The 21,381-nt window shown below is 55.4% G+C and carries 23 protein-coding genes; 10 read left to right on the top strand and 13 right to left on the bottom strand.

Going from position 1 to position 21,381, the window contains the following annotated elements; genetic code table 11:
* On the bottom strand, positions 1-1,404 hold the full coding sequence (locus EV681_RS19410) for a pilus assembly protein TadG-related protein (protein ID WP_242612326.1): 1,404 nt from the start codon (positions 1,402-1,404) through the stop codon (positions 1-3).
* Between the two features lie 20 nt (positions 1,405-1,424).
* Positions 1,425-1,709, bottom strand: coding sequence for a Flp family type IVb pilin (locus EV681_RS19405; RefSeq protein WP_128396162.1), 285 nt, complete (start codon positions 1,707-1,709; stop codon positions 1,425-1,427).
* A 273-nt stretch (positions 1,710-1,982) separates the two neighbouring features.
* On the opposite strand from EV681_RS19405, the gene EV681_RS19400 reads away from it, so the two are divergent.
* The 3 genes from EV681_RS19400 to EV681_RS19390 are packed head-to-tail and all read left to right on the top strand — an operon-like array spanning position 1,983 to position 4,056.
* Positions 1,983-2,873 (top strand): amidohydrolase family protein, encoded by an 891-nt coding sequence (locus tag EV681_RS19400; RefSeq protein ID WP_130304902.1) that lies wholly within the window; start codon positions 1,983-1,985, stop codon positions 2,871-2,873.
* On the top strand, positions 2,870-3,481 hold the full coding sequence (locus EV681_RS19395; RefSeq protein ID WP_128396160.1) for a DUF4286 family protein: 612 nt from the start codon (positions 2,870-2,872) through the stop codon (positions 3,479-3,481). Before EV681_RS19400 ends, EV681_RS19395 begins: the two co-directional genes overlap by 4 nt.
* A gap of 8 nt (positions 3,482-3,489) precedes the next feature.
* Positions 3,490-4,056 (top strand): carboxymuconolactone decarboxylase family protein, encoded by a 567-nt coding sequence (locus EV681_RS19390; RefSeq protein WP_128396159.1) that lies wholly within the window; start codon positions 3,490-3,492, stop codon positions 4,054-4,056.
* A 126-nt stretch (positions 4,057-4,182) separates the two neighbouring features.
* Here EV681_RS19390 and EV681_RS19385 read toward each other — a convergent pair whose 3' ends face one another.
* From EV681_RS19385 to EV681_RS19375, 3 genes are all read right to left on the bottom strand, one after another.
* On the bottom strand, positions 4,183-4,887 hold the full coding sequence (locus tag EV681_RS19385; RefSeq protein WP_128396158.1) for a Crp/Fnr family transcriptional regulator: 705 nt from the start codon (positions 4,885-4,887) through the stop codon (positions 4,183-4,185).
* A gap of 102 nt (positions 4,888-4,989) precedes the next feature.
* Positions 4,990-5,661, bottom strand: a complete 672-nt coding sequence (ung, locus tag EV681_RS19380) for a uracil-DNA glycosylase (RefSeq protein ID WP_128396157.1) — start codon at positions 5,659-5,661, stop codon at positions 4,990-4,992.
* A 129-nt stretch (positions 5,662-5,790) separates the two neighbouring features.
* Complete coding sequence (locus EV681_RS19375) at positions 5,791-8,244, bottom strand: PIG-L family deacetylase (RefSeq protein WP_130304901.1); 2,454 nt, start codon at positions 8,242-8,244, stop codon at positions 5,791-5,793.
* Between the two features lie 378 nt (positions 8,245-8,622).
* Between EV681_RS19375 and EV681_RS19370 the strand changes: the two genes are divergently transcribed.
* Positions 8,623-9,864: an MFS transporter gene (locus EV681_RS19370; protein ID WP_130304900.1), complete on the top strand. Its 1,242-nt coding sequence runs from the start codon at positions 8,623-8,625 to the stop codon at positions 9,862-9,864.
* Between the two features lie 46 nt (positions 9,865-9,910).
* Here EV681_RS19370 and EV681_RS19365 read toward each other — a convergent pair whose 3' ends face one another.
* Together EV681_RS19365 and EV681_RS19360 are read right to left on the bottom strand one after the other, a co-directional pair.
* On the bottom strand, positions 9,911-10,072 hold the full coding sequence (locus EV681_RS19365; protein ID WP_024006252.1) for a DUF1328 domain-containing protein: 162 nt from the start codon (positions 10,070-10,072) through the stop codon (positions 9,911-9,913).
* 147 nt (positions 10,073-10,219) lie between these two features.
* Complete coding sequence (locus EV681_RS19360; protein ID WP_128396154.1) at positions 10,220-10,525, bottom strand: hypothetical protein; 306 nt, start codon at positions 10,523-10,525, stop codon at positions 10,220-10,222.
* Positions 10,526-10,999: 474 nt separating this feature from the next.
* Between EV681_RS19360 and EV681_RS19355 the strand changes: the two genes are divergently transcribed.
* Positions 11,000-12,175, top strand: coding sequence for an NAD(P)H-dependent flavin oxidoreductase (locus EV681_RS19355; RefSeq protein WP_128396153.1), 1,176 nt, complete (start codon positions 11,000-11,002; stop codon positions 12,173-12,175).
* Here EV681_RS19355 and EV681_RS19350 read toward each other — a convergent pair.
* The 4 genes from EV681_RS19350 to EV681_RS19335 form a co-directional block, all read right to left on the bottom strand.
* Complete coding sequence (locus tag EV681_RS19350) at positions 12,160-12,612, bottom strand: YaiI/YqxD family protein (protein WP_128396152.1); 453 nt, start codon at positions 12,610-12,612, stop codon at positions 12,160-12,162. The genes EV681_RS19355 and EV681_RS19350 overlap by 16 nt on opposite strands.
* Before the next feature lie 156 nt (positions 12,613-12,768).
* Positions 12,769-14,181 (bottom strand): 3'-5' exonuclease family protein, encoded by a 1,413-nt coding sequence (locus EV681_RS19345; protein WP_128396151.1) that lies wholly within the window; start codon positions 14,179-14,181, stop codon positions 12,769-12,771.
* Between the two features lie 269 nt (positions 14,182-14,450).
* Positions 14,451-15,221 (bottom strand): YoaK family protein, encoded by a 771-nt coding sequence (locus EV681_RS19340; RefSeq protein ID WP_130304899.1) that lies wholly within the window; start codon positions 15,219-15,221, stop codon positions 14,451-14,453.
* 128 nt (positions 15,222-15,349) lie between these two features.
* Positions 15,350-16,135: a sulfite exporter TauE/SafE family protein gene (locus tag EV681_RS19335; protein WP_242612325.1), complete on the bottom strand. Its 786-nt coding sequence runs from the start codon at positions 16,133-16,135 to the stop codon at positions 15,350-15,352.
* A 252-nt stretch (positions 16,136-16,387) separates the two neighbouring features.
* On the opposite strand from EV681_RS19335, the gene EV681_RS19330 reads away from it, so the two are divergent.
* The 5 genes from EV681_RS19330 to EV681_RS19315 all read left to right on the top strand — a co-directional run bounded on the left by EV681_RS19330 (position 16,388) and on the right by EV681_RS19315 (position 20,105).
* Complete coding sequence (locus EV681_RS19330; RefSeq protein ID WP_130304898.1) at positions 16,388-17,275, top strand: LysR family transcriptional regulator; 888 nt, start codon at positions 16,388-16,390, stop codon at positions 17,273-17,275.
* Between the two features lie 45 nt (positions 17,276-17,320).
* Positions 17,321-17,659: a hypothetical protein gene (locus EV681_RS19325; RefSeq protein ID WP_130304897.1), complete on the top strand. Its 339-nt coding sequence runs from the start codon at positions 17,321-17,323 to the stop codon at positions 17,657-17,659.
* A 306-nt stretch (positions 17,660-17,965) separates the two neighbouring features.
* Positions 17,966-18,118 carry a hypothetical protein gene (locus EV681_RS22575; RefSeq protein ID WP_165393145.1) on the top strand — a complete coding sequence of 51 codons (153 nt, stop codon included), beginning with the start codon at positions 17,966-17,968 and terminating at the stop codon, positions 18,116-18,118.
* A gap of 593 nt (positions 18,119-18,711) precedes the next feature.
* The gene (locus EV681_RS19320; protein ID WP_130304896.1) at positions 18,712-19,143 is read left to right on the top strand and encodes a PaaI family thioesterase; all 432 of its coding nucleotides are present in this window, start codon (positions 18,712-18,714) and stop codon (positions 19,141-19,143) included.
* Between the two features lie 17 nt (positions 19,144-19,160).
* Positions 19,161-20,105 (top strand): alpha/beta hydrolase family protein, encoded by a 945-nt coding sequence (locus tag EV681_RS19315; protein ID WP_130304895.1) that lies wholly within the window; start codon positions 19,161-19,163, stop codon positions 20,103-20,105.
* 24 nt (positions 20,106-20,129) lie between these two features.
* On the opposite strand, the gene EV681_RS19310 is transcribed toward EV681_RS19315, so the two are convergent.
* Positions 20,130-20,831, bottom strand: coding sequence for a class I SAM-dependent methyltransferase (locus EV681_RS19310; RefSeq protein WP_128396145.1), 702 nt, complete (start codon positions 20,829-20,831; stop codon positions 20,130-20,132).
* 184 nt (positions 20,832-21,015) lie between these two features.
* Complete coding sequence (locus EV681_RS19305; RefSeq protein ID WP_130304894.1) at positions 21,016-21,342, bottom strand: nuclear transport factor 2 family protein; 327 nt, start codon at positions 21,340-21,342, stop codon at positions 21,016-21,018.
* Between the last annotated feature and the right edge of the window lie 39 nt (positions 21,343-21,381).

Raw genomic sequence — 21,381 nt, 5'->3', positions numbered from 1 at the left:
TCAGCCTTCCTTTTGGGCCGGGTTCGGGACTAGATGAGCCTGCCAGAACGGATGCCACATTCCCGGTTGTTCACTGCGATACTGCCTTTTTTCACTGGCGGGCTCAAAGAACGTCTCTGCCGAGGCCGATACGACAAGTGTGGGCTGATCGGCAAAATGCTGCCTGACTGTAATCGTGAACCCCAACGGGCGACGGCGATAAGCCTCACGCACATCGTAAAAAGGGACCAGGCCGCCACCCTCCCATTTAGGCTTGCCGGCAACGGCCCTTGAGTTTGCCAGCGGATTGGCGCTGCCGGAAAAAATATCCCAATTTGTGGCCCGGGTAACCCAGCGCCAAAAATCAATATCGCCAAAGTTATCTGGTGCGTTTTCTGAGTAAGGCATATCGGCCCCCGGCTTGTTCGCGCGGCCTGGGATCCAGCCCCAGCCCATGGGGTATTCCCGGTAGTAGCAGCCGATATATTGATTGCTTCTGAGCGCATGATAGGACTGAGTATCTGTCGATTGCCAGTTGCCGCTGCTATCGAGCACTGTTCGGCCGCGCCGCCGCAGCTCGTGACGCAGTTGCGGGCATTGATACTGCACCATCCAGTTGTTGCGATGCACATGGTCGCGAGCATCCAGAAAATCATAAAGCGCCACCACGTCTTCAAGAAACCGTCGATAGCCTGCGGCTGGCCGGTAACGTGTTGTATAGGGCTTGTCGAGGTGATTGCGAGCCGTCCATGACAACGGCGCAGATTGATCCGCCGGATAGCTGACAGGCACGACCGTTGCCGGCTCACGAACCGGTCCGCCCTGTGTTAATAGCGCTTTGTGCGAAACAGAACTTTGCGGGAAATTCTGCTCAAGAACCTGCGTGATCGCCTGGTCCCTGGCGCTTTGCATGCTGTGATGAACCGCTACAGAGGCCGCCTGCAGCACATGCCGGACGATCCGGTCATGTTCTGCAAAAAGACGTGGCAGTTCGCCCCCTGTGCGGGCCATATCTCGTAACGCCAAAGCAGCGGCGGAAGCGGTGTACCCTGCCAGGTGCTGCGCGCCGAACATCATGCCGATCACATGGGCAGGCGGATTGAACGTCGCCAGCTGCTGACCCTGTGCTGCCGCAAACTGGCTCCAGGACCCGAGTGTCACCAGATGCGCCATTGCCACCTGGTGCGCAGTCTGCGTAAGATTGATATATGCTTGCATATTCAGCGCCCGGGCCTGTACCAACGCGCCTGAATAGGCCGCCGCGTCGGCCGCATGCATCAGTCGCGCCTTACGCCCGACGACCTGCCCGACACCGAACTGATAGATCAGCGCCACGGCCAGCAGCATGATCAGAAAAAGGCCAAGCACCAGCGCCTGACCTCGCTGAGTGTCAAGCCGCATGTTCAGCCGATGTTTCAAGTACATCCCGCTCATGACAAATGCAATTACTGCCCGGTTGAGCCGCCACCGGCAGCGTCTGCATTGCCCGTAAAGCTTTTGAGCGATTTGGCTGCCGTTTGCCCTGCTGCGCGCTCAGCCGCGCTGCGGGCGGCCTGGGATTCGGCGGAGCCGTCTTCGCCGGCCAGTTCCCTGGCAATGGCTGCGGTCTGCGAACGCAGCGTTTGACCAAACAGCTGAAACACTGCAATAGCAGAAATAGCCACCAGGGCAACAACAATAATGTACTCGGTCATGCCCTGCCCGCGTTGTGCTTTTAAACGTTCCTGCATACCTGTCCTCCGATTGATTGATGAGGCAGATAGTGTGCCGTGCAGCGGGAACCGGTGCAATTCGCAGAATCCGACAGCGACATTTCCATATGCCGCGCCTTGCGCAATCGCCCCTGCCTGCCGGTGTATACGTTTTATGCATAACAGAATTCAAAACCGGCCCATTGCGCTTGCAGCCACAGCCTACTAACATGAGCAGCAAGCGAGCTAATATGCCACTTGAAATACCACCTCTAAAATACCGCCTTTGAATATCACCAAGGAACGCGACCCATGTTTGACTGTGCGCCGGCAAAAAAGCACACCGAAAAGATCACCTTCGATGTTCCCGTCAATGCCTGCGACAGCCATTGTCATATCTTCGGCCCGGCCGAGCGCTTTCCATTTGATGCCAATCGCTCCTATACGCCACCCGATGCTGGCTTTGACGATCTGAATACCAAACAGGCCAATCTGGGTCTGGGCCGCGCCGTACTGGTCCAGCCCAACTGCCATGGTTATGATATGGCAGCGATCACAGACGCCATAGGACGAAGCCGGGGTCAATATCGCGGGGTGGCGCTATTGCCGGCACACGTGAGCCGGGAACAGTTGCAACAACTGGACCAGGCCGGCATTCGAGGCGTGCGCTTCAATTTCGTTGCGCATCTGGCTGGCGCAACCATCGACGACGTGACGGCCATGGCCGGAAAAATTGCCGATTTGGGCTGGCATATCTGTATTCACGCCGATGAGATTTCACTGCTGCGCCTGCTGCCGGACCTTAAAAATCTCCCTGTCCCCTTTGTGATTGATCATATGGGGCGAATCGACACGAATAAAGGCTTACATAGTGAAGCCTTTGAAACGCTGCTGCAACTGCGTCACTGTCAGCAGGCCTGGGTCAAGATTTCAGGAGTGGATCGACTGGCCGGCGGCGCCGCGCCTTATACGACAGGCCATGTGTTCATGAAAGCCATTATCGACGCCATGCCCGATCGTACGCTATGGGGCAGCGACTGGCCGCACCCAAATGTCACAGGCGAGGTGCCTGATGATGGCCTGTTGCTCAATATCTTCGGCGCCGTGTGCGAGAATCCCGCACTGCGCAAGAAAATCCTGGTTGACAACCCCCAGGTGCTTTATCGATTCGATGATAACCAGGCAACCGGAGCGGCCGAATGACTATATCAACTGTCATAGTCATCCGTATTCCCGGCATTCGGCTAACCCGAGAGCACTGCGATGCGTTGCTCAGTAACGTGCTGGGCGCCAGTGACAACCGTGCCCACCTGTGCCATGCCGTTGACGCGCCCGAGACTTATATCTATCTTGCAGATGCCCTGGATCGCGCCATGCTGCAAGGGTCAACGAAAATCACAAGCGAGGTCATGTCGACCGGTGCACTGGCAGCTGCCATTGCGCAGTACTACCCCAATGCGAGCACAGACCTGCTGCAACTGACGCTGGATCTGCGTGGCCAGGCCTGGGACAAAACAGCGGCCTGGCACTACGTTGTGGAAACCGATGTTGACCCCGCCGCCGAGGCCGACTTCAATGACTGGTATACGCAAGAACATATGCCTGGCCTGGCGGCCGTACCAGGCACCGTCAGGGCCATGCGCCTATACAACTCTGATGGCGCGCCGCGCTACCACGCGCTCTATTTGCTGCAGACACAAGACACCTTTGGTTCACCGCAATGGCTCACAGTCCGGGGCACCGAATGGAGCAGCCGGGTACGCCCGCACTTCAAAAACACCAAACGCACCATGTTCAACATTATCAAGTAAGGAACGCGATGACCCGCCTATCAGCGCCGGATCCGGCCAATATGAACGACCATCAAAAGCAGGTATATGCTGCTATTGCCGCAGGCCCACGCGGTCAGGTACGCGGGCCACTAGCCATCTGGCTGAACCGACCCGGTCTGGCCGAACATGCGCAGGCACTGGGTCAATACTGCCGCTATGACTCGAGCCTGTGCACCCGCTTGTCTGAACTGGCTATTTTGACGATGGCGGTGCTGTGGCAATCTGAATTTGAGTGGTGGGCGCACAAGCCAATCGCGCTCAAAGCGGGTATTTCACAGGACACCATTGACGCGCTGATGAATAATCATCAACCCATCCCCTTTGCGCAGGAAGACGAGCAGGTTGTACATGATTTTGTGCACACGCTGGTGACCACCCGTCAGATACCTCAGCGGCTGTACGACAAAGCAATCGACACGCTGGGTCAGGACAACGTCGTGGACCTGGTTGGGCTGGCCGGGTACTACACCCTGATATCAATGACCTTGAATGTTTTTGAAGTGGGACTGCCTGAAGGCGCGCAGGCGCAGCTCACAAGACAAACCCAGGTCTGAGCGGCGATTTAAACGTCGAGGCAAAGGCTGTGTGCATGGGCATATAAAATCCTGCTGCCAGGACACAGTAGCCAAGACACATTACTCACATGTGATGAGACATCGCTGGCGGGCGGGTACATAACGTTAACTGCTGCCCAGGGTTTCGTAGGCCTGCAGCCGGGCCGGATCAGGGATATAAACGTTCCTGCCTTCTACCGTGATAAGGTTGCGCACACACAGATCGCGCATGATACGCGAAAAATGCTCTGGGGTGATGTTCAGCAGCGAAGCAACCAACGCCTTATTCGTGTCAAAGTAGAACTGCCCGCCGTCCTGAAGCTGCGCATGCTCAAGAAAATAGTCGACCACACGCTGAGTAGCCGATTTGAGCGTGTAAGATTCAATGTCCTTAAGCAACCCATATACCCGGCGACTCATGTTGCTGAGCATGCGCATGGCAAATGCCGGCTCGCGTTCAAGCAAGGCAAGCATACCGTCCTTTGCAATATGCACTAAAAACAGACTGCTGGTGGCCTGCGCCGACACCAGATTTTCCATATTCTCCAAAAAGACGCCCTCTTCTCCGAAACTATCTCCCGGTCCCAGCGTACGTATGACTTTTTCGCCACCATTGGGGGCTACAAACAACAGCTTGACACTGCCGTTGACGACAATGTGAAACCCTTTGCGGGTTGCGCCTTTTTCAATGATGTCATGAATGAGTGCGCCCTTGTGGAACGAGCGATGCGTAACTGACAGGGCTATTGTCTTGACTGCAGCCGGCGTCAAGCCTTCGAACATGGGCAAGCGCGCCAGGAATTCACAAACAGATAGACCACCTCTGACCATAGGCTTAATCCTTCCAATGAGAATAAGCGCTATTGTGAAAGCATTAATGAAAATACATTTTGATACAAGTCAATAAAATCTCATCATTTCGATCAAATTTTCTTAGACCTGCCAATCGATCGGTGCCTGCCCGTGGGCCTGGAGATAGTCATTGGCTTTTGAAAAATGCCGGCAGCCAAAAAATCCACGGCTGGCAGACAGTGGAGAGGGATGAACGCCTGTCAGCACCAGATGACGCTTTTTGTCTATGAACTCGCCTTTCTTTTTGGCATGATTGCCCCAAAGCATGAACACCAGATGTTCGCGTTTGTCATTGAGCGTACGGATCACCTGGTCGGTGAAGGTCTCCCACCCCCAGGCAGCATGTGAATGTGCCATACCCGCCTGGACGGTAAGGACCGTATTCAGAAGCAGCACACCCTGCTGTGCCCATTTTTCAAGATAGCCATGGTTGGGCATGGTAAATCCGGCAATATCGGTTCTGAGTTCCTTGTAAATATTCAGTAGTGACGGCGGAATGCGCACAGACGGTTTGACCGAAAATGCCAGGCCGTGTGCCTGATCTGGTCCATGATAGGGATCCTGCCCCAAAATGACGACTTTGACCTGCTCCAGCGGCGTTAGCCGAAAGGCATTGAACGTGTCGTGTTCAGATGGGTAAATCGTATTGCCGTTTTCCCGGGCCTGGTGAACACGCTCGCGCAGCGATATGAAATAAGGCTTTTGCTTTTCGGACCCGATGGCATCGGCCCAGCTTTGGACGACTTCAGTCATGTGGTTTAGCGGCACCAAGCGCCGTATTGGTAGGTGAAAAACCGAATTGTACCAATTATTGCCATGCCTGCCCCGCACCAGACTTGGGTTACCGCGCACTACCGCTGCCTCTGTCTGGCGTCAGCAGGGTCACTGTTGCTGTGATGGTTGCTGTGATGGTTGCTGTGGTCGTTGCTGTGGTGGTTGCCGCTGCTGCATCTGCAGTTGCGCCTGCTCCTGTTCGGGGATATCGGTAGAACCATCAAAGGTGTGCCCGCCATAAAATGGCGGGGCAATAACCGGCTCGCTATCCTGCCACTGTTTGTCAACCAGATGCAGGGCCGAGTACTGCTGGATCCACCGATTATCACTGGCCTTGCGTGCATACAGCATAACGCCGTCGGCGGTGTCAACCAGCGTCGGTGCCGATGCAAACGGCCCCTTGATACGCGTTGGCGCATCATCAATCCGAGTCCAGATTGACTTTCCGGTGCGACTCATCGTCGCTATCACCATACTGCCGGATCGGGTTTTCAATACGGCTGGCGCATCCTGGAACTCAGGCCCCTGATCGGTGACCGATGTCCAGCGCAATGCCGAACGGGCATCGTCGCCCAGCCGTCCCTGTGCCAGATAAAGATGTCCATCGGCACGGTTGCGATAGTATGCCAGCAAGATTTTTTTATCGGTGACCAGCGCGGTCAGACCGCCCTGGCTGTCCGGGCCGGCGGCCACGCTCCATGGCCCCCAACCCGATTTTTCGTGATGAACGCTGATCCACAATTCGCCCTTCAGTGTCTGCGCCAGCATCCAGAGCTGCGTTCCATGCTGCAACAAAGCAAAAGTCTGGCTCGCCGTTTTTAATACCGGCAAGCGGCTTTTTTGCCATGAACGCATGTCGGTGGAGCGCAGATAATAATAGTAGCCATCGGCGCCCATGCCCACCACCCTGACCTGCTTGCCGACCGTGACCACCTGTGGCTGGGTGGTCAACAGCACCGGCAGGCGATACCATGCAGACCAGGAAGCGTCATTTTCGGGCGTGGCCACGCTGGCGCGTCGGAAATACAGCTGCCCCTGTCCGTCACGGGCAAATACCGCAAGGTGGCCCGAGGGCGTCAAAAAGGGCTTGACCCCTGTGAACGCCAGCCCCCCCAACACTGTCCAGGTCTTCTTTCGGCCGTTCCAGTACACTGCTGCGTTGCTGTACTCGCCGCGTGTGAACAGACCAAGGCCGGCGGCCTCGGTGTACAGCGAGACCACAGCTGTATTTGACTGGCTGGAATAGTACATGCGCTCGGCCCACAGCGCTGCCGGTCCTATCGGCTCCCTGCAATTGAGGGGTACGTTGCAATAACGGTAGTCATATTGCGCGTACACATTGAAAATCCGCGATTTTTCTGATAATTGCCGCAATGTCAGGGTCAGCGGGCGCTCCTGATTGGGATAGTTAACGTAAGAGACTGCTTCATAATTGCCCGCTGTAACTGCCATCGCATCGCGGACCAGTCTGGCAGAAGCAATGTGATCAGGGTGATCATGTCCGGTGCAGCGCCAGCACAGTTTGTTATATGGTGTTTCCACGCTGTCGTCCATCAAACGGATCTTGCCTGGCTCAAAACGCAGGATCAGGGCCGAAAGCGTCTTGACCAATGATGCTCGCGTGTAGGTTTCGAAATACTCACCCAACGCCTGGGCCATCTGCTCAGGTTGAATTTCCAGCCGGGATAATGGTGTCAGATCGCCCCACCCCTTATCCAGCCACGGGTCCTTAATTCTGAGGAACACCAGCGAGATGCGCGGATTTTTCCATAATGAATACTGGGCGATGTGCACCTTGTTCAGCAGTAGCGGGGATTGCACCCAGGTGTTGGCCGCGCCCGCCATCAGGGCATAGGCGGCGCGTACGCCATTTTCACGCTGAGACATATATCCCACACCTTCACCTCGTTCACCTGCCGTCAGATAGACAACCTGGATACAACCGCCAGCCCTGATCGTGTCGAAAATATCGGGGTTCATGAAAAGCAGATCATCATCTTCATGCGCCACGAAAACCTGGTCGCGTCTGCCATGACATTGCGTCTGTGCTTTATTCCGGTCTGCCGGTGCGACGCCAATGTGCGATGTGATCGGCGGCACAAGAGCCGGTGACGCAGAAGATTTGAACGAGGACCCCGGTGCTGCAGGCATCCCTGAACCTGAGGGCATAACCGGTTCTGCAGTAATGGCGTTGGCCGCCAGAAGGGAAAACACCGGGGCGCCCGCGGACGCAGTTCCAGTCACAGAACGGCCGGCAGCCAAGCCGCGGCCCATGGGAGCATTGCGCAAGACCTGACCGGTACCCGAAGCAGGTTGATCTGCGAGTACAGGCGCCAACACGTGCTCACGCGTATCGGAAGTGGGTGCTATCGGGGTTGACTCGAATGCACCAGGGCTCGTATGAAGCGGTGAGGGCACAATATCGGCAGATGGCGATAGAGTTGCGCCCCGCTCAGGCGCGGCATGCGCAGCCTGCGCGAGCGCAATGGCGACCAGCAACGCAGTCGTCAGGCACTTCTTTAGCAGCCGTCCCTGAAACAGGTGCGATCGGGGCACATTCATCTGTGCAGTATGTCCTTGATAATCAGCCGCTTACCAGGTATGGCGCAGCCTTAAGAAACTGAGGGATATTGCAGCGTGAGGCGATTGTATAAGAAAAAGCCATTGCGTTTGTGTCGCTGCATTTCAATCGCCCGGTGCCGTCGCAAAAATAAGACACATCGTGTGGCAGCGGCGAGAAAGCAAGGGTTAAATGAGCATGAATTTCGGCATTTTTCAGGCATTTTTCAGCCACATTATCGCAATTGTGTTTAAAGTGAGACTCCTGCGTTTCGTATCGCTGTCCGGCTCAACATCGGGCAGTTTGCAACGAGTCGCGCCTCTTAGACAGTCTTGGGCAGCGGACCATTCGCAAGTTGCCCCTCTAGCGAAGTTCCGTTTATGACTACCCCACACAGCGCCAGCGACAATGAAGTCCAGCAGATTGCCTGGAAACAGAATCTGTATGTCTGCCTTTTTGGCTCCTTTACCACCATATTGGCGATGACGCTGATACTGCCGATCCTACCGGTATATATTCAGAACCTGGGCGTCACCGATCCCGAGGCGGTTGTCAGCTGGTCGGGCTGGATCTTCAGCATCACATTTCTGGCCGCGGGCCTGATGGCACCGGTGTGGGGCCGGTTTGCCGATCGCTATGGCAGGAAAATCATTCTGATTCGCGCCAGCCTTGGCATGGCCATTGGCATTGCCCTTATCGGTTGCGCGCAAACGGTCTGGCAGCTGTTCTGGCTGCGACTGCTGGTCGGACTACTGGGCGGCTACGCTTCCGGCGCCACTATTCTGGTGGCCACCCAAACGCCACGCGCCCATACCGGCTGGGCCGTGGGTATGCTGGCCTCGGGCACGCTGGCCGGTAACCTGCTGGGGCCGCTGGTCGGCGGCATCATGCCCGCGTTACTGGGAATCCGCCTGACATTTTTTGTTGCCGCAGGTATTATTCTGATCGCGTTTTTCTGTACCGTGTTCATGATCCGCGAGACCCACAAGCCACGCGCGACGTTGCCAAAAAATGCACTGCCCTACTCGTTCTGGAAATCGGGTCGGCAGCGCAATCTGGTGTTGCTGATGCTATTGGCCGGCACCCTGCTGATGTTTGCCAATATGTCGGTAGAGCCCATTATTACGCTTTATCTGGCGTCACTGCATACCTTGACCGACCAGATTCCCTTGCTGGCAGGCATTGCCATGTCCGCCACGGCCTTCGGCAGCATGCTATTTTCTTCCAGGGCCGGACGCTGGGGCGACACGCACGGTCACCTTAAAATGCTGATAGCCAGCTTTGTCGCGACCGCTGTTCTGTTACTGCTGCAAGGACTGGCCCAAACCGACTGGCAATTTATCGCCTTGCGTTTTCTGATGGGAATGACGCTTTGCGGCATTATGCCGGCGCTTACAGCCATGATCCGACACAATGTACCGGCCGATGCGGCTGGCGGCGTACTCGGATATGCAACTTCCACGCAATATGCCGGCCTGGTGTTGGGACCGCTGGCCGGAGGACTGGTCACCAATCAGGCAGGGTTTACAGCGGTATTCGTGATGACCGGGGCGGTCATGCTCCTTGCCGCAGCATTGCTTTTCAGGCAAACGAGCATAGTCGCCGAACCGGATACGGCCTGAACCGAACGCTTGAAGAAAACGAACGTTTCAGGCACGCAGTACTGCCCTACTTAAATCTGCCGCCGAATACCAGCGACAAAATGGCCAATACAATAAAGACAACGAACAGGATCTTGGCGATGGATGCGGCGCCGGCCGCAATACCACCAAAGCCCAGAACCGCGGCGATGATGGCAATAATGAAAAACACGACAGCATAGTGCAACATAGGCTTCTCCTGCTACATTGTTGGTTATTAATAATCAAACAGCAGGCCCGTACTGCATTTACGGTTGAGTATTCTGATCTTTAATTCAACTGAAATCGGGCACTGCATGTACTCACGATTTATTTAAATAAAGACTGCACGTGAATATTACCATACGTCGCGGGAACGATAATGCCTGCGATGTGAGTCATAGCGGCGGTCCCAGCGATGGCCCCGGTCGTATCTACGATGATCACTGTAATAATGTGGCTTGTTGCGCCAGCCATGGTGGCGATAACGTGGGTTATCCCTGCGGTAATGACGATCGCCATAATGGCGGTGGTCAACCTGCATTGAATAAGGGTGGCTGCTATACCCACGCTCGTAAGGACGCTCGTTTGCCAGCGCAGACGTAGCCGCGCCCAATGACAGGGACGCAAGAACGATAGCAAGCATTTTTTTGATGGAGACCATAGTCATACTCCTTTCTTAACGGCATACCGTTGTGGTGCCGGAACCATGTGTATGAAATACACGATTCGATAGTAATGGGCTGCCCGGGTGATTGCTATTACTAAATATGACTGGCATTTCGCAGGGTTTCGATTCGGACCCCGGTCAATTTCGATCGGTTTCAGAAACGGCTTATTTCGCCTTCAGATGCACGCCGCGCCACTTGCACCTCTGGCAAGAATCATTGCAAAGCGGTGTTTTTCAGTATTTTCAAAGACTGCTGGATGTGCTTAGGCAGCAAGCGCTGACGTTGCCGATTCCACTGAACATGGCCGTCCTGTGGCGTGCTGTCTAATTCAATTGATATTGATTTTTGTCAACTGGACAACAGACCAGAACCCGCACAATGAGATATACACAAGCGCCACGTCGCACCTGTCAATATCACGCAGACCCGCAAGGCAGCATTGTGCTCAATCCAACCAGGAAACCCGTATGCATTCCTTCGCGCCCCTACGAATCAAAAATCATACATTGTTGCCAATTGTGCAAGGCGGCATGGGCGTCGGTATTTCGGCCAGCAGCCTGTCGGCCGCCGTCGCGCGTGAAAATGCCATGGGCACCATCGCCAGCATCGACCTGCGCCACCTGCACCCGGACCTGCTGGAGCAATCCAGGGCACTGGCCAGTCAGGAACACTATGATCGGCTCAACCGGATCGCCCTGGACCGGGAGGTGAAAAAGGCTTTAAAACAAGCTAACGGTCAGGGCATGATTGCCGTCAACGTGATGAAGGCAGTCAGCGACTACGCGGCCCTTGTACAGCAGGCCTGCGAATCCGGAGCGCAAGCGATTGTCATGGGGGCAGGGCTACCACTGGAGTTGCCGGACCTGACCCGGGAGCATCCCAAGGTCGCGCTCATTCCGATTCTGTCCGAATCGCGCGGCATACAGATTGTGCTCAAGCGCTGGATGAAGAAAAACCGCCTGCCCGATGCCATTGTGATCGAGCATCCCAATCACGCCGGCGGCCATTTGGGCGCAACGACCATTGACGATTTGGGCAGTGATCGCTTCTCTTTTGCCCGGGTGCTGGAAGAAACCGCACAGGTGTTTCGACAACTGGGGCTGGAGGGCGAGAAAATTCCGCTCATTCTGGCCGGTGGAATGGCAAATGTTCGCAAGATCAGTACCGCACTGCGACAATGGGGAGCCTCCGCGGTACAGATCGGCACCGCCTTCGCCGTCACTCGCGAGGGCGACGCGCATGACAATTTCAAGCAAATACTGGCTGGCGCCCGCGACGAGGATATTGTCGAATTCATGTCCGTCGCCGGGCTCCCGGCGCGGGCGGTGATGACACCCTATTTACAGAAATACCTGCGCAACGAGCAAAAGCTACAGGCATCGGCTAAAGCCGATCCGCGCCGCTGTGTACAAAGCATGAATTGCCTGCAGGTGTGCGGGCTGCGGGACGGGATTTCAAAAATCGGTCAATTCTGCATCGACCAGCGCTTGACCGACGCGTTCAACGGCGATGTGCGCAAGGGATTGTTTTTCCGCGGCAAGGATCCGCTGCCATTTGGCCGGCAGATTCGCAGCGTGTACGACACCATTCAGTATCTGCTAACGGGCAATACCGCGCCGGCGGCCAATCACGCTTTGGCGTAACGCGCCAGCAGTTTGTCAAGCTGGCCGGCAAACGCACGGGTGTCTGCCTGATCAAAAGACCGGGGGCCGCCGGTCTCGATGCCGGCACTGCGCAACTCTTCCATCATGTCGCGCATGGCCAGGCGCTCGCGGATGGTTTCCGTTGAATATAGCTCCCCGCGGGGATTCAATGCCTGAACCCCCTTTTCCAGCACTTCGGCAGCCAGCGGGATATCTGCTGTGATCACCAGGTCGCCGGCGCTGGCATGCTGGCTGATATAGGCATCAGCAACATCGAACCCCCGCGGTACCTGACGTGACTGAATATAAACAGACGGAGGGACATTGAGCATTTGGTTGGCCACCAGCGTCGTTTTCACCTGCCAGCGCACTGCGGCCCTGAACAGAATATTTTTGATCACAACCGGGCACGCGTCCGCATCCACCCAAATTTCCATTTTCTGCTCCTGACGCAGACAACCCCATTTGCAGCCTGTGACAGCCTGACCGATGTATACGTTTATTCTGAATACACTTACGCACCATTGCGCCGGCTCGCAAAATTATACGGCGCTTTGCTCTCCAACCGTCAAACAGATCCTGCCGGTCTGCCGTTACTCCAAGGCCAGGCTGACTGCCCTGGCATCCAGCAGTTTGTCCCGATGCTTGACCAATATTCGATAGGTATCCCGGGAAAAGTCACCTTTGCCACAGCCTATGAGCGCCTGCAGTTCAGTTTCGTCCCGGGCCGTTCCCAAATAACACCACTGATGAATAACATGAACAAGACTGCCTTCGCGCAGCAGTGCCGCCCCCTCGAACGGCCAGTCGCGCAGTCTTAACGCGGACAAGGCGGTCATCAAGCGGGCCGAATGGACAATGAGCGACTCTTGCCCGACGCAGGCGCCGGCGCAAGACTTCAATTGCCGTGCAAAACACGGGCTGGCGTTGTGTACTTTTTCCAGGCCCAGCGTGGCCTTGCATAGTTTTTCGGTTTTGATGATAGCCAGTAGCGCCTCTTTGGCATCCCGGGCCGATGAGAACAAACCGTACAGATGCAGGCCCTGCCCAATCGCAATGTCATTCCCGCCCACGAGGACAGGAACCCACAGGCCGGCAGATTTCTCAATCAGTTGCCAGGTGAAAACGTCTTTTTGTCGGCGCAACTGGCGATTCAAGGTGGGCATGCGTTCCTTGATCAAGCGCGACTCGGTCAGCAGCGCATCCACTTCGCCGGCACAGCGAATATGCTCGATCCGCCGAATCTGCATGGAAATTTTCATTTCCTTGGGCGCCGTATGGTCGCTGGCAAAATGCGATAGCACTCGCTGTCGCAAACGATTGCTTTTACCGATATATATCGGCAGTTCGTTTTCGCCATAAAACACATAGACGCCAAAACTATTGGGCAAGTCGTCGATCACGGCCGGGTCAATATGCGCCGGCAACGAAGGCCGTGCTATCAGGCCCTGCACAATGTCATCAACGATTTTACGGTCATGTTCTCGGCAGACGCATTGCCAGAACTGCAGCAATGCGTAGGCATCGTCATAGGCGCGGTGTCTGTCCTGCATGATCAGGCCATGCCGCTGAATCAGGTAGTCGAGCCCATGGCGCCGATGCTGCGGATAGAGTCGGCGCGAAAGCTTGACGGTGCATAGCATATTTGCCTTGAAATCCTGCCCTACCCGCCGAAAGGCATTCTTGATAAATCCGTAATCAAAGCGGGCGTTATGGGCGACAAAAATGTGGCCGGCAAGCAATTGCTGAATGTGCTCTGCCAGTTGCGCGAAGGTGGGCGCATTGGCCACCATCTGGCTGGTAATCCCTGTCAGGCTTTCAATATAGCCCGGGATACGACATTCAGGATTGATGAGGCTTTGCCAGGTGCTGACGGTGTGCCCGTCATAGCGCACAATGGCGATCTCGGTCAGACGATCGGTTGAAGCCGACCCGCCGGTGGTTTCTACATCGACAAAAGCAAAGGGCCTGTCTGCAGTAGGAGTGGTAGGAACGCAGCTGGACATAGTAAAGGTTATTCACTGTAAATTTATACAGTACTTATACACCATTATGGCCTGCCGTGTTGTAAACGCCAGCCCCATGTTGCAAATGCGCGCCCTTCATCTGCAAAGCCATCCTGGCCTCAATGTTGGGTCCCGTTCTCGTGCCTTGGTCCTGACTGCTGCCAACCTAATCGATACGAGTGGCGCTGATCGTTTAGCCCAGGGGGTAAGAAAGTCCAGCGACAGGCCAATGGCCAACAGCCCGGCATGAACGCCACAAGGGAGGCAGTTTACTCGGCCGGGCGCCGCCTGTTGGTGAGCCAGGCGCGCGCATCGTCAAATGCCGGTATGCCGGAAATAAGTACCAGCAAGCAAGCCAGCGGCACCGTCGCGATATAGCCAATATGATTGAACCCCCAGGCCCCCAGTGTGCCGCCTGCAAAAAAAGCAACCAGCAGTGCGCAATGCAACCGCAGTCGAGCCCGATCCGCCATCACAAAATGGCTATCTTCTCGCATGCGCCCCCGATTCCAATAGAACAGCTTGCCCAGCTCAATGCCGATATCGGTAACGATCCCCGTCACATGGGTGGTGCGGATAACAGAACGAGAAAGCTTGGTGATCAAGGCGTTTTGCAAGCCCATGAGAAACGACAGAATCATGACTGTGATTGGCACAAACAGACCGTGCATCTGGGCAATCCTGGCCCCCAACATGCCGAAACACAACAGCAACACCGCTTCGAGCAAAAGCGGCAAGGCATACTCGCTGCGCATATGGTGCACCCTGGCGTAATTGACCATGATGGTGGTGCAGACGCTGCCGCACATAAAACAGATCAAGGCTGCCAATCCCGCCAGAACCAGGTCGTACGCGCCCAGAATCAACTGATCGGCCATGGTCGAAACAATACCGGTCATGTGCGAGGTATATTGATGAACCGCCAGGAATCCACCAGCATTGATTGCGCCGGCCACAAAGGCCAGCAGCGTGCCGATCTGTTTATCGGCTTTCTGTGTGCGAACAGAATCTGTCAGTGTTCGGGTATATCGGAGTGGCATATAGGTGACGGCCTGTTTGTACAGGCTAGCGTGAAAAGGACATCAATCGTTTTATTGTTTGTGCCTATTATATGCCGATTGCAGAACAATGGCGCGAACCATGATCGGACCACGCAGACCGGCGCTTATCAGACAGCGGCAGCCACTTGATAAAGACCCAGTACGATCAGACTGCAAAAGAATACCTTCTTGAACAAGCCTACAGGCAGCCTTTGCCTGAGCAATTGACCCAAGGACATACCCACCAGCGCGGGGATCAGCATCAGTAGTGATAGCCCAGCGGCGCCTGGGGCGTAACTGTGGTTAAGCCACAGTCCCAGGGCCAAAGCAATGGTTGATACAGTAAAGGAAACCCCCATCGCCTGAATCAGGCGATCACGTGACAGTTCCAGCGCCTGCAGATAGGGTACTGCCGGCACAACGAAGACACCGGTTGCCGCGGTAATGAATCCCGTCACAAAGCCGACCAACGGTCCCATCCAGATTCGCGCAGCAGGTGAAATAACAATTGAGCGCCCGGTCAGCCCCCAACATGCATAGGCGACCAGCGCCACGCCCAGGGCCACGCCCGCTGCGTGTCCGGCCGGCGCCCCCAGCAGCCAGGCACCCGCAATCGTGCCGACAAATATCCCAATCTGCATTGTGCCAATACTGCGGCATAATTGAGGCACCACATCAAAGGGCCGCATTTGCCAGATATTGGTCAACAGCGATGGAATCACCAGCAATGCTGCGGCCTGGGCTGGCGACATCAACAACGCCAACAACGCCATGGAAATGGTTGGCAGACCCAGTCCCACAACCCCCTTGACTGCGCCGGCAAGTATGAAAACGATTGTCACCAGCGCCAGCACGCCGAATGAATAGGCTGCACTCGCGTTGAAGATAGAGAGATAGTCAGTGAAAAAAACCATGGATTTGCGCGCCATAAAAAGTGTGAGTGCGTGCTCAAGCAGGAGCACACCTTAGGAAATACCTGATACCGGCAGTGAGAACATAGACTCATGCCCGACCAGTGTTCGCAACCATTGCCCAAAGCTTTGCCGGCTACATAGGGATAAAATCGCAACACGTCCCCATTGTAGGGACCGATCCACAGTCTGAAAATCAGGAAATCTCGATTGCAGACTAAGGAATTTCCATAACCAGCCTGTTATACTGCGAACATGCGCTTTGACCTAACCGACCTTCGCCTGTTCCTGAGCGTGCACGAAACGGGCACCATCACCGAAGCTGCGCGCCGCTGCCACATCACCACGGCATCGGCCAGTGAGCGCATAAAGGGAATGGAAGACGCGCTGGGCGTGCTTTTGCTCAACCGCAGTCACAAAGGGGTGCAACTGACGCCCGCCGGACGCACGCTACTGCATCATGCCAGCGTTGTTGTGCAGCAAATGGAACGCATGCACGGCGACCTTGGGCAGTACAGCAGCGGGATCAAAGGGCATGTCAGGCTGTTGGGCAACACATCGGCCTGCAATGAACACTTGCCAGCGTTGCTGGGCAGCTTCCTGGAGCGTCACCCCGATATTTCGATTGATCTGGAGGAACGCACCAGTACTGATATTGCCGATCTGATCCGTCAGGGCATGGCCGATATCGGGCTGGTTGCCGATTCGGCTGATCTGCACGACCTTCAAAGTTTCCCGGTAGGCGAAGACCGACTTGTTGTCATCACCGGGCCCGAGTATCCTGAAGCCATTGAGAACCCGGCCAGTCTTGCCCAAATCAGCCATCTGGACTTTGCCGGCCTGGTCGCAGGCAGCGCCTTGCAAGAGCATATTGCGGCGCACGGTCGCCAGGCGGGCAGGCAGCTACATTACCGGGTGCGGGTACGCAGCATCGACGCAGTCTGCAGAATGGTAGGCAATGGAGTCGGGATTGCCATCGTGCCGCTGGCTGCGGCCAAACGGCACCGGCGGGCGTTAAAATTGAATATCATTGCACTTTCTGACGCCTGGGCCTGCCGCAACCTGGTGTTATGCGTGCGAAACAGCGAACAATTGCCCGCCTATGTAACGGCGCTAATGCAACATCTTCTGGCTCCTGAATAAAACAAATAGGTATCCGTCCCGTTACCGCCCTAAAAGCTCGCTCGCATGAAACCACACAACACTGATTCTGCAGATACCACGCCCGCACAGGACCCGCAATGGGAGATTGATGGCGCAGCCATGTACCGTGCAGTCAGCTTTGCCGTGGCGCTGCCTTCGTTCATGATCGGCACTGCCCTGTTCATGCTGGGGTTTTCGCTGTCAAACTCTACGGTGCTGCATATTGCCTGCATCCTGTATAGCCTGTCCCTCGCAGGTTTTACCAGCCGCGTTATCGTAGGCCGGCGGCCCTGGCTCAGCACGCCCCCGTACATTGCATGCATCGTCGCTGCCGGGCTGGGTTTCTACGTACTGGCAAGGCTGGGACTGCTGCTGCTTAGCTGATGCTGCCGGGACTGCCCCTGCTCGAGCTGCCTTTACTGAGCACCTTCGCTGCACTATTGCGCCAAACGATGCAAACTTGACATTTATTAAATTGTGCTTTGGGCGCCCTCTCCCTATAATGGCGTTAACTCATTGCTTTTGGGTGAACTCGCCAGCTATTGCAGCTGGCTTTTTTTTTGCCCTGCGTTTATGCTCCCGTATCCATATAAGTACCTGTGGATATTAAGCAACATATAGTGGTTTTCACCGTTTGCATCAACTTGTAATAAAAATGTAAAATCGGTATAAATTCACTTGGAGATGTGTATGAACGCAGCATACCAACAGGTCCATATCGGCCTGATCCGAAAGGCAGTGACCAAGTATAAACTGGCTCGTTCCTGTGGTAACAAGAACGTGGCAAAAGGTTACATGCTACAGGTTCGGGATTTGATTCGCGCCTTCAAGGCTGGCAGATAAGCAGCCTTCTGAATAGTACCGCCAGGCATCGCCGTGCCAGACGCCTGTAACCCTTGTGTCGCTGTCACCTGCGTGTCGCTACCTGCGTGTGGTATCTTGCTTGACATCACTGCCTCTTGCTGTCTTCGCTGTTTTTATTACCGCCTCTGTCTTCAGCCTCCCCCTCTTTTGCCCCGCTCATCCTGCACTGCCCTTAAACCGCCTCTGAACTGCCTCCCTTAGCCGCGTTCTCTGAACAGTTGGCGTTGCCCTTGCCTGCGTGAGCGCAATCCTGTGCTGAGCGTCAACAACATCAGACCTGTAATGTTTTGCCCCTTGCCTTCGGATAGCATCGTCATATCCAGCACCAAAGCCAGTGATCGCGTGGCAGCTCCCAACAAAACATAAAAAATAAAAACCCTGAGACAATAGCCCCGTAGAAAAACCCTACACCCAAACCGCAGACCGCCATCGCATTGCCGAATGCCCCTTGATCAATCGGTCAGCGACATTGATGCGCCAATGCCAGACAACCGCACTGGCCATCGAATCCTCTCCTATAATCGGACTGGAGAGACAATCTGTCTTGATTAATAATTCACTAATGACAAGTCATGGACAACAACATACAGCAGCGAATAACAGCCAGCTTCGACAAACAGGGATTAATGCAGACCCTTGGTGCCAGCTTGACCTTGGTACAGGCAGGCGAGGTGCACATCACAATGCCGTTTTCGGCGCATCTGTCACAACAACACGGCTACTTGCATGCCGGGGCCGTCACCAGCATTGTCGACAGCGCTTGCGGTTATGCCGCCCTGACCATGGCGCCGGCGGGATATGAAGTGGTGACTGCCGAATTTAAAATCAATCTGTTGCGCCCCGCGCTTGGCCCGGCCTTTATCGCAATCGGGAAAGTACAGAATGCCGGTAAACTGCTGACCATTTGCACGGGAGAAGTCCGCAAGCTGGATGACAACGGCAGCGTTGGCAAAACCGTTGCGTTGATCCAGGCCTCCATCGTGAATGTTGCGCATAGCGGTTGAGCCGAAGGACCTTTGCCATGTCGCAGGCAATTCAAATTATCACAACCGATGGATACCGGCTGCAGGCGAACTTGTGGCGCCTTGCGCAGACCAGCTCGCCCGGCCCCGTGGTCATCATCAATAGCGCCACATCGGTACGCTGTCGATACTACGACAGATTTGCCCAGGCATTGCACACCCGCGGTTGCACAGTGCTGACCTATGACTATCGCGGCATCGGCGATTCCAAATACGGGTCATTGCGCAGCCTCGCTGCAGGATGGCTCGATTGGGGCCAGGCGGATTTTGAAGCAGTGCTTCAATATGCCCACACCCAATTTGGCCAATCTCCCATCTACGTCGTAGGCCATTCGATTGGCGGATTTCTGATCGGACTGGCGCCATCGGCACATTTGGTCAAGCGCATTTTCACCATGGGCGCGCAATACGCCTACTGGCGCGACTATGCCCGCCGGTCACGCACCAGTATGTTCCTGCAATGGCATGTGGCCATGCCGATCCTTAACAAGGCATTCGGATTTGTACCGGCCAGGCGCCTGGGCTGGATGGAAGACACGCCCAAAGGCGTGGCCATGGACTGGGCCGGCATGGGCCCACGATTTGAACTGTCTATCGGTCGCAAATATGGCAAAACGGTCGCCGAAAACAGCCTGCTGCCAGCACGCTTTGGGCAAGTGAATGCACCGGTGCTGGCACTGGGTGTCAGTGACGACCCCTTTGGCACACCGGCTGCACTGGACCGGGTACTTGATTACTACAGCGGCTGCGAACGATATCACCTACGGATATCACCAACCAGTATTGGGCTTGAGGCAATCGGGCACTTTGCGTTCTTTCACAGCCGTTTCGTTGATTCACTATGGCCCATTGCCTTTGACTGGCTGCTTGAAGGAGCCATTGAGCCGGCAAGGGGCACAATTATCAGCCACCGACGAAAACAAGAGGCCCGTCCGGGCACCTGAGGCGCCCTCGCGCCGGCAACATTATCACTGTCCAGACATGGCCACGGGTGCCGCAAGCGGCCATAAGCCGAGGCTTTTGTCACGCCACGTTCCATGGGCCTCCAGACATGATTCGCCAATGAGCATTTGCGGTTGCGGCCAGCAAAACGGCGGCAGCGTCAGGTTCAGTGCGCGCCAGTCGCCATCTTCGCAATCGTTATTTTCTTCAATCAGAGGGAAAGTAGTCGTAAGCAGCCATCGGGCACCCGAAGCCCGGAAATTGGCGACGGCAGCATCAATATGAGCGAACGACAAATGCACCAGACAGTCACGACAAAGTATTAAATCGGCTTTCGGCAAAGGATCCACCGTGATATCGGCCACCGTGAATCGATGGGCGTCGTTGCCTGTCCATTGGTGGATATTTTGTTCGATGAGCGATGGAACGATATCAATCCCGGTATACGCGATGCCCGTTATTATCTCTCTTATCCAGTTCGCATCACCACAGGGCGCGTCCAGGATTGATTGCACGCCCAGATGATCGAAGAGTGCTGGCAGGCGGTTGCGAATTGACTCTGTAGCCTGACGCTCTGAGCCCGGCCCCGAAACAGAACCACCGGCCCCCCACATGTTGATTTTCTCGATCAGCTTGAACCGCTCTGCCAGCGAGAGGCCTTCCAAGGATTCGCGATATTGCTCAAAACGCAAATGAGCCATCACGGGTTCACGATTTTTGTATTGCATCACCACTTCCTTCCGTTTGCGCCAGGAACGACTTGCCTGACAACGAACACGTTATCTGCCTGCCTGAGCACGCGTTCTTCTCAAGCTGCAGGCGCCATTGTCTAGCGACGCCTGCCCGCCGCACCCACCCCTGCGGTACCGCCGGTAACCAGCGCCCGACAACCTTTGATATTCAGGTCAAAGCTCACGGGGCAATCTCCAGCGAGGCGATTTTATTGTTTTCAAGTACGAAGCGATAGCGGATATTAATTGGGCTGCCTGGAAAATTGCCTTGCAGACGACTACTGACGATGATTTGCCGGTCCTGTTCGATCACATCAAAAGGCTCGGACGTATAGACATATTTTGCAGTCGCTTCAGCGCGCCAGCGCTCAATGGCAGCGCGTCCGTTATACGTTTGCTTTTCATCTATAACGACACCTTGTTCGGTAAAGCAATCGGCTAGCGCCTTGCCGTTATCTTTGTCGGCATTGAAATAGGCCTGGATCGGTTCAGGTAAATTGACAGACATTCAAGTTCTCCATGCAAGAGGGGTAAACAAAAATCGACA

Origin of the sequence: Advenella incenata (assembly GCF_004217095.1) — a bacterium.
GTDB lineage: Bacteria > Pseudomonadota > Gammaproteobacteria > Burkholderiales > Burkholderiaceae_B > Advenella > Advenella incenata.
Note: the sequence above shows the minus strand (reverse complement) of the source record. Positions and strands in the feature narration are given on the sequence as shown.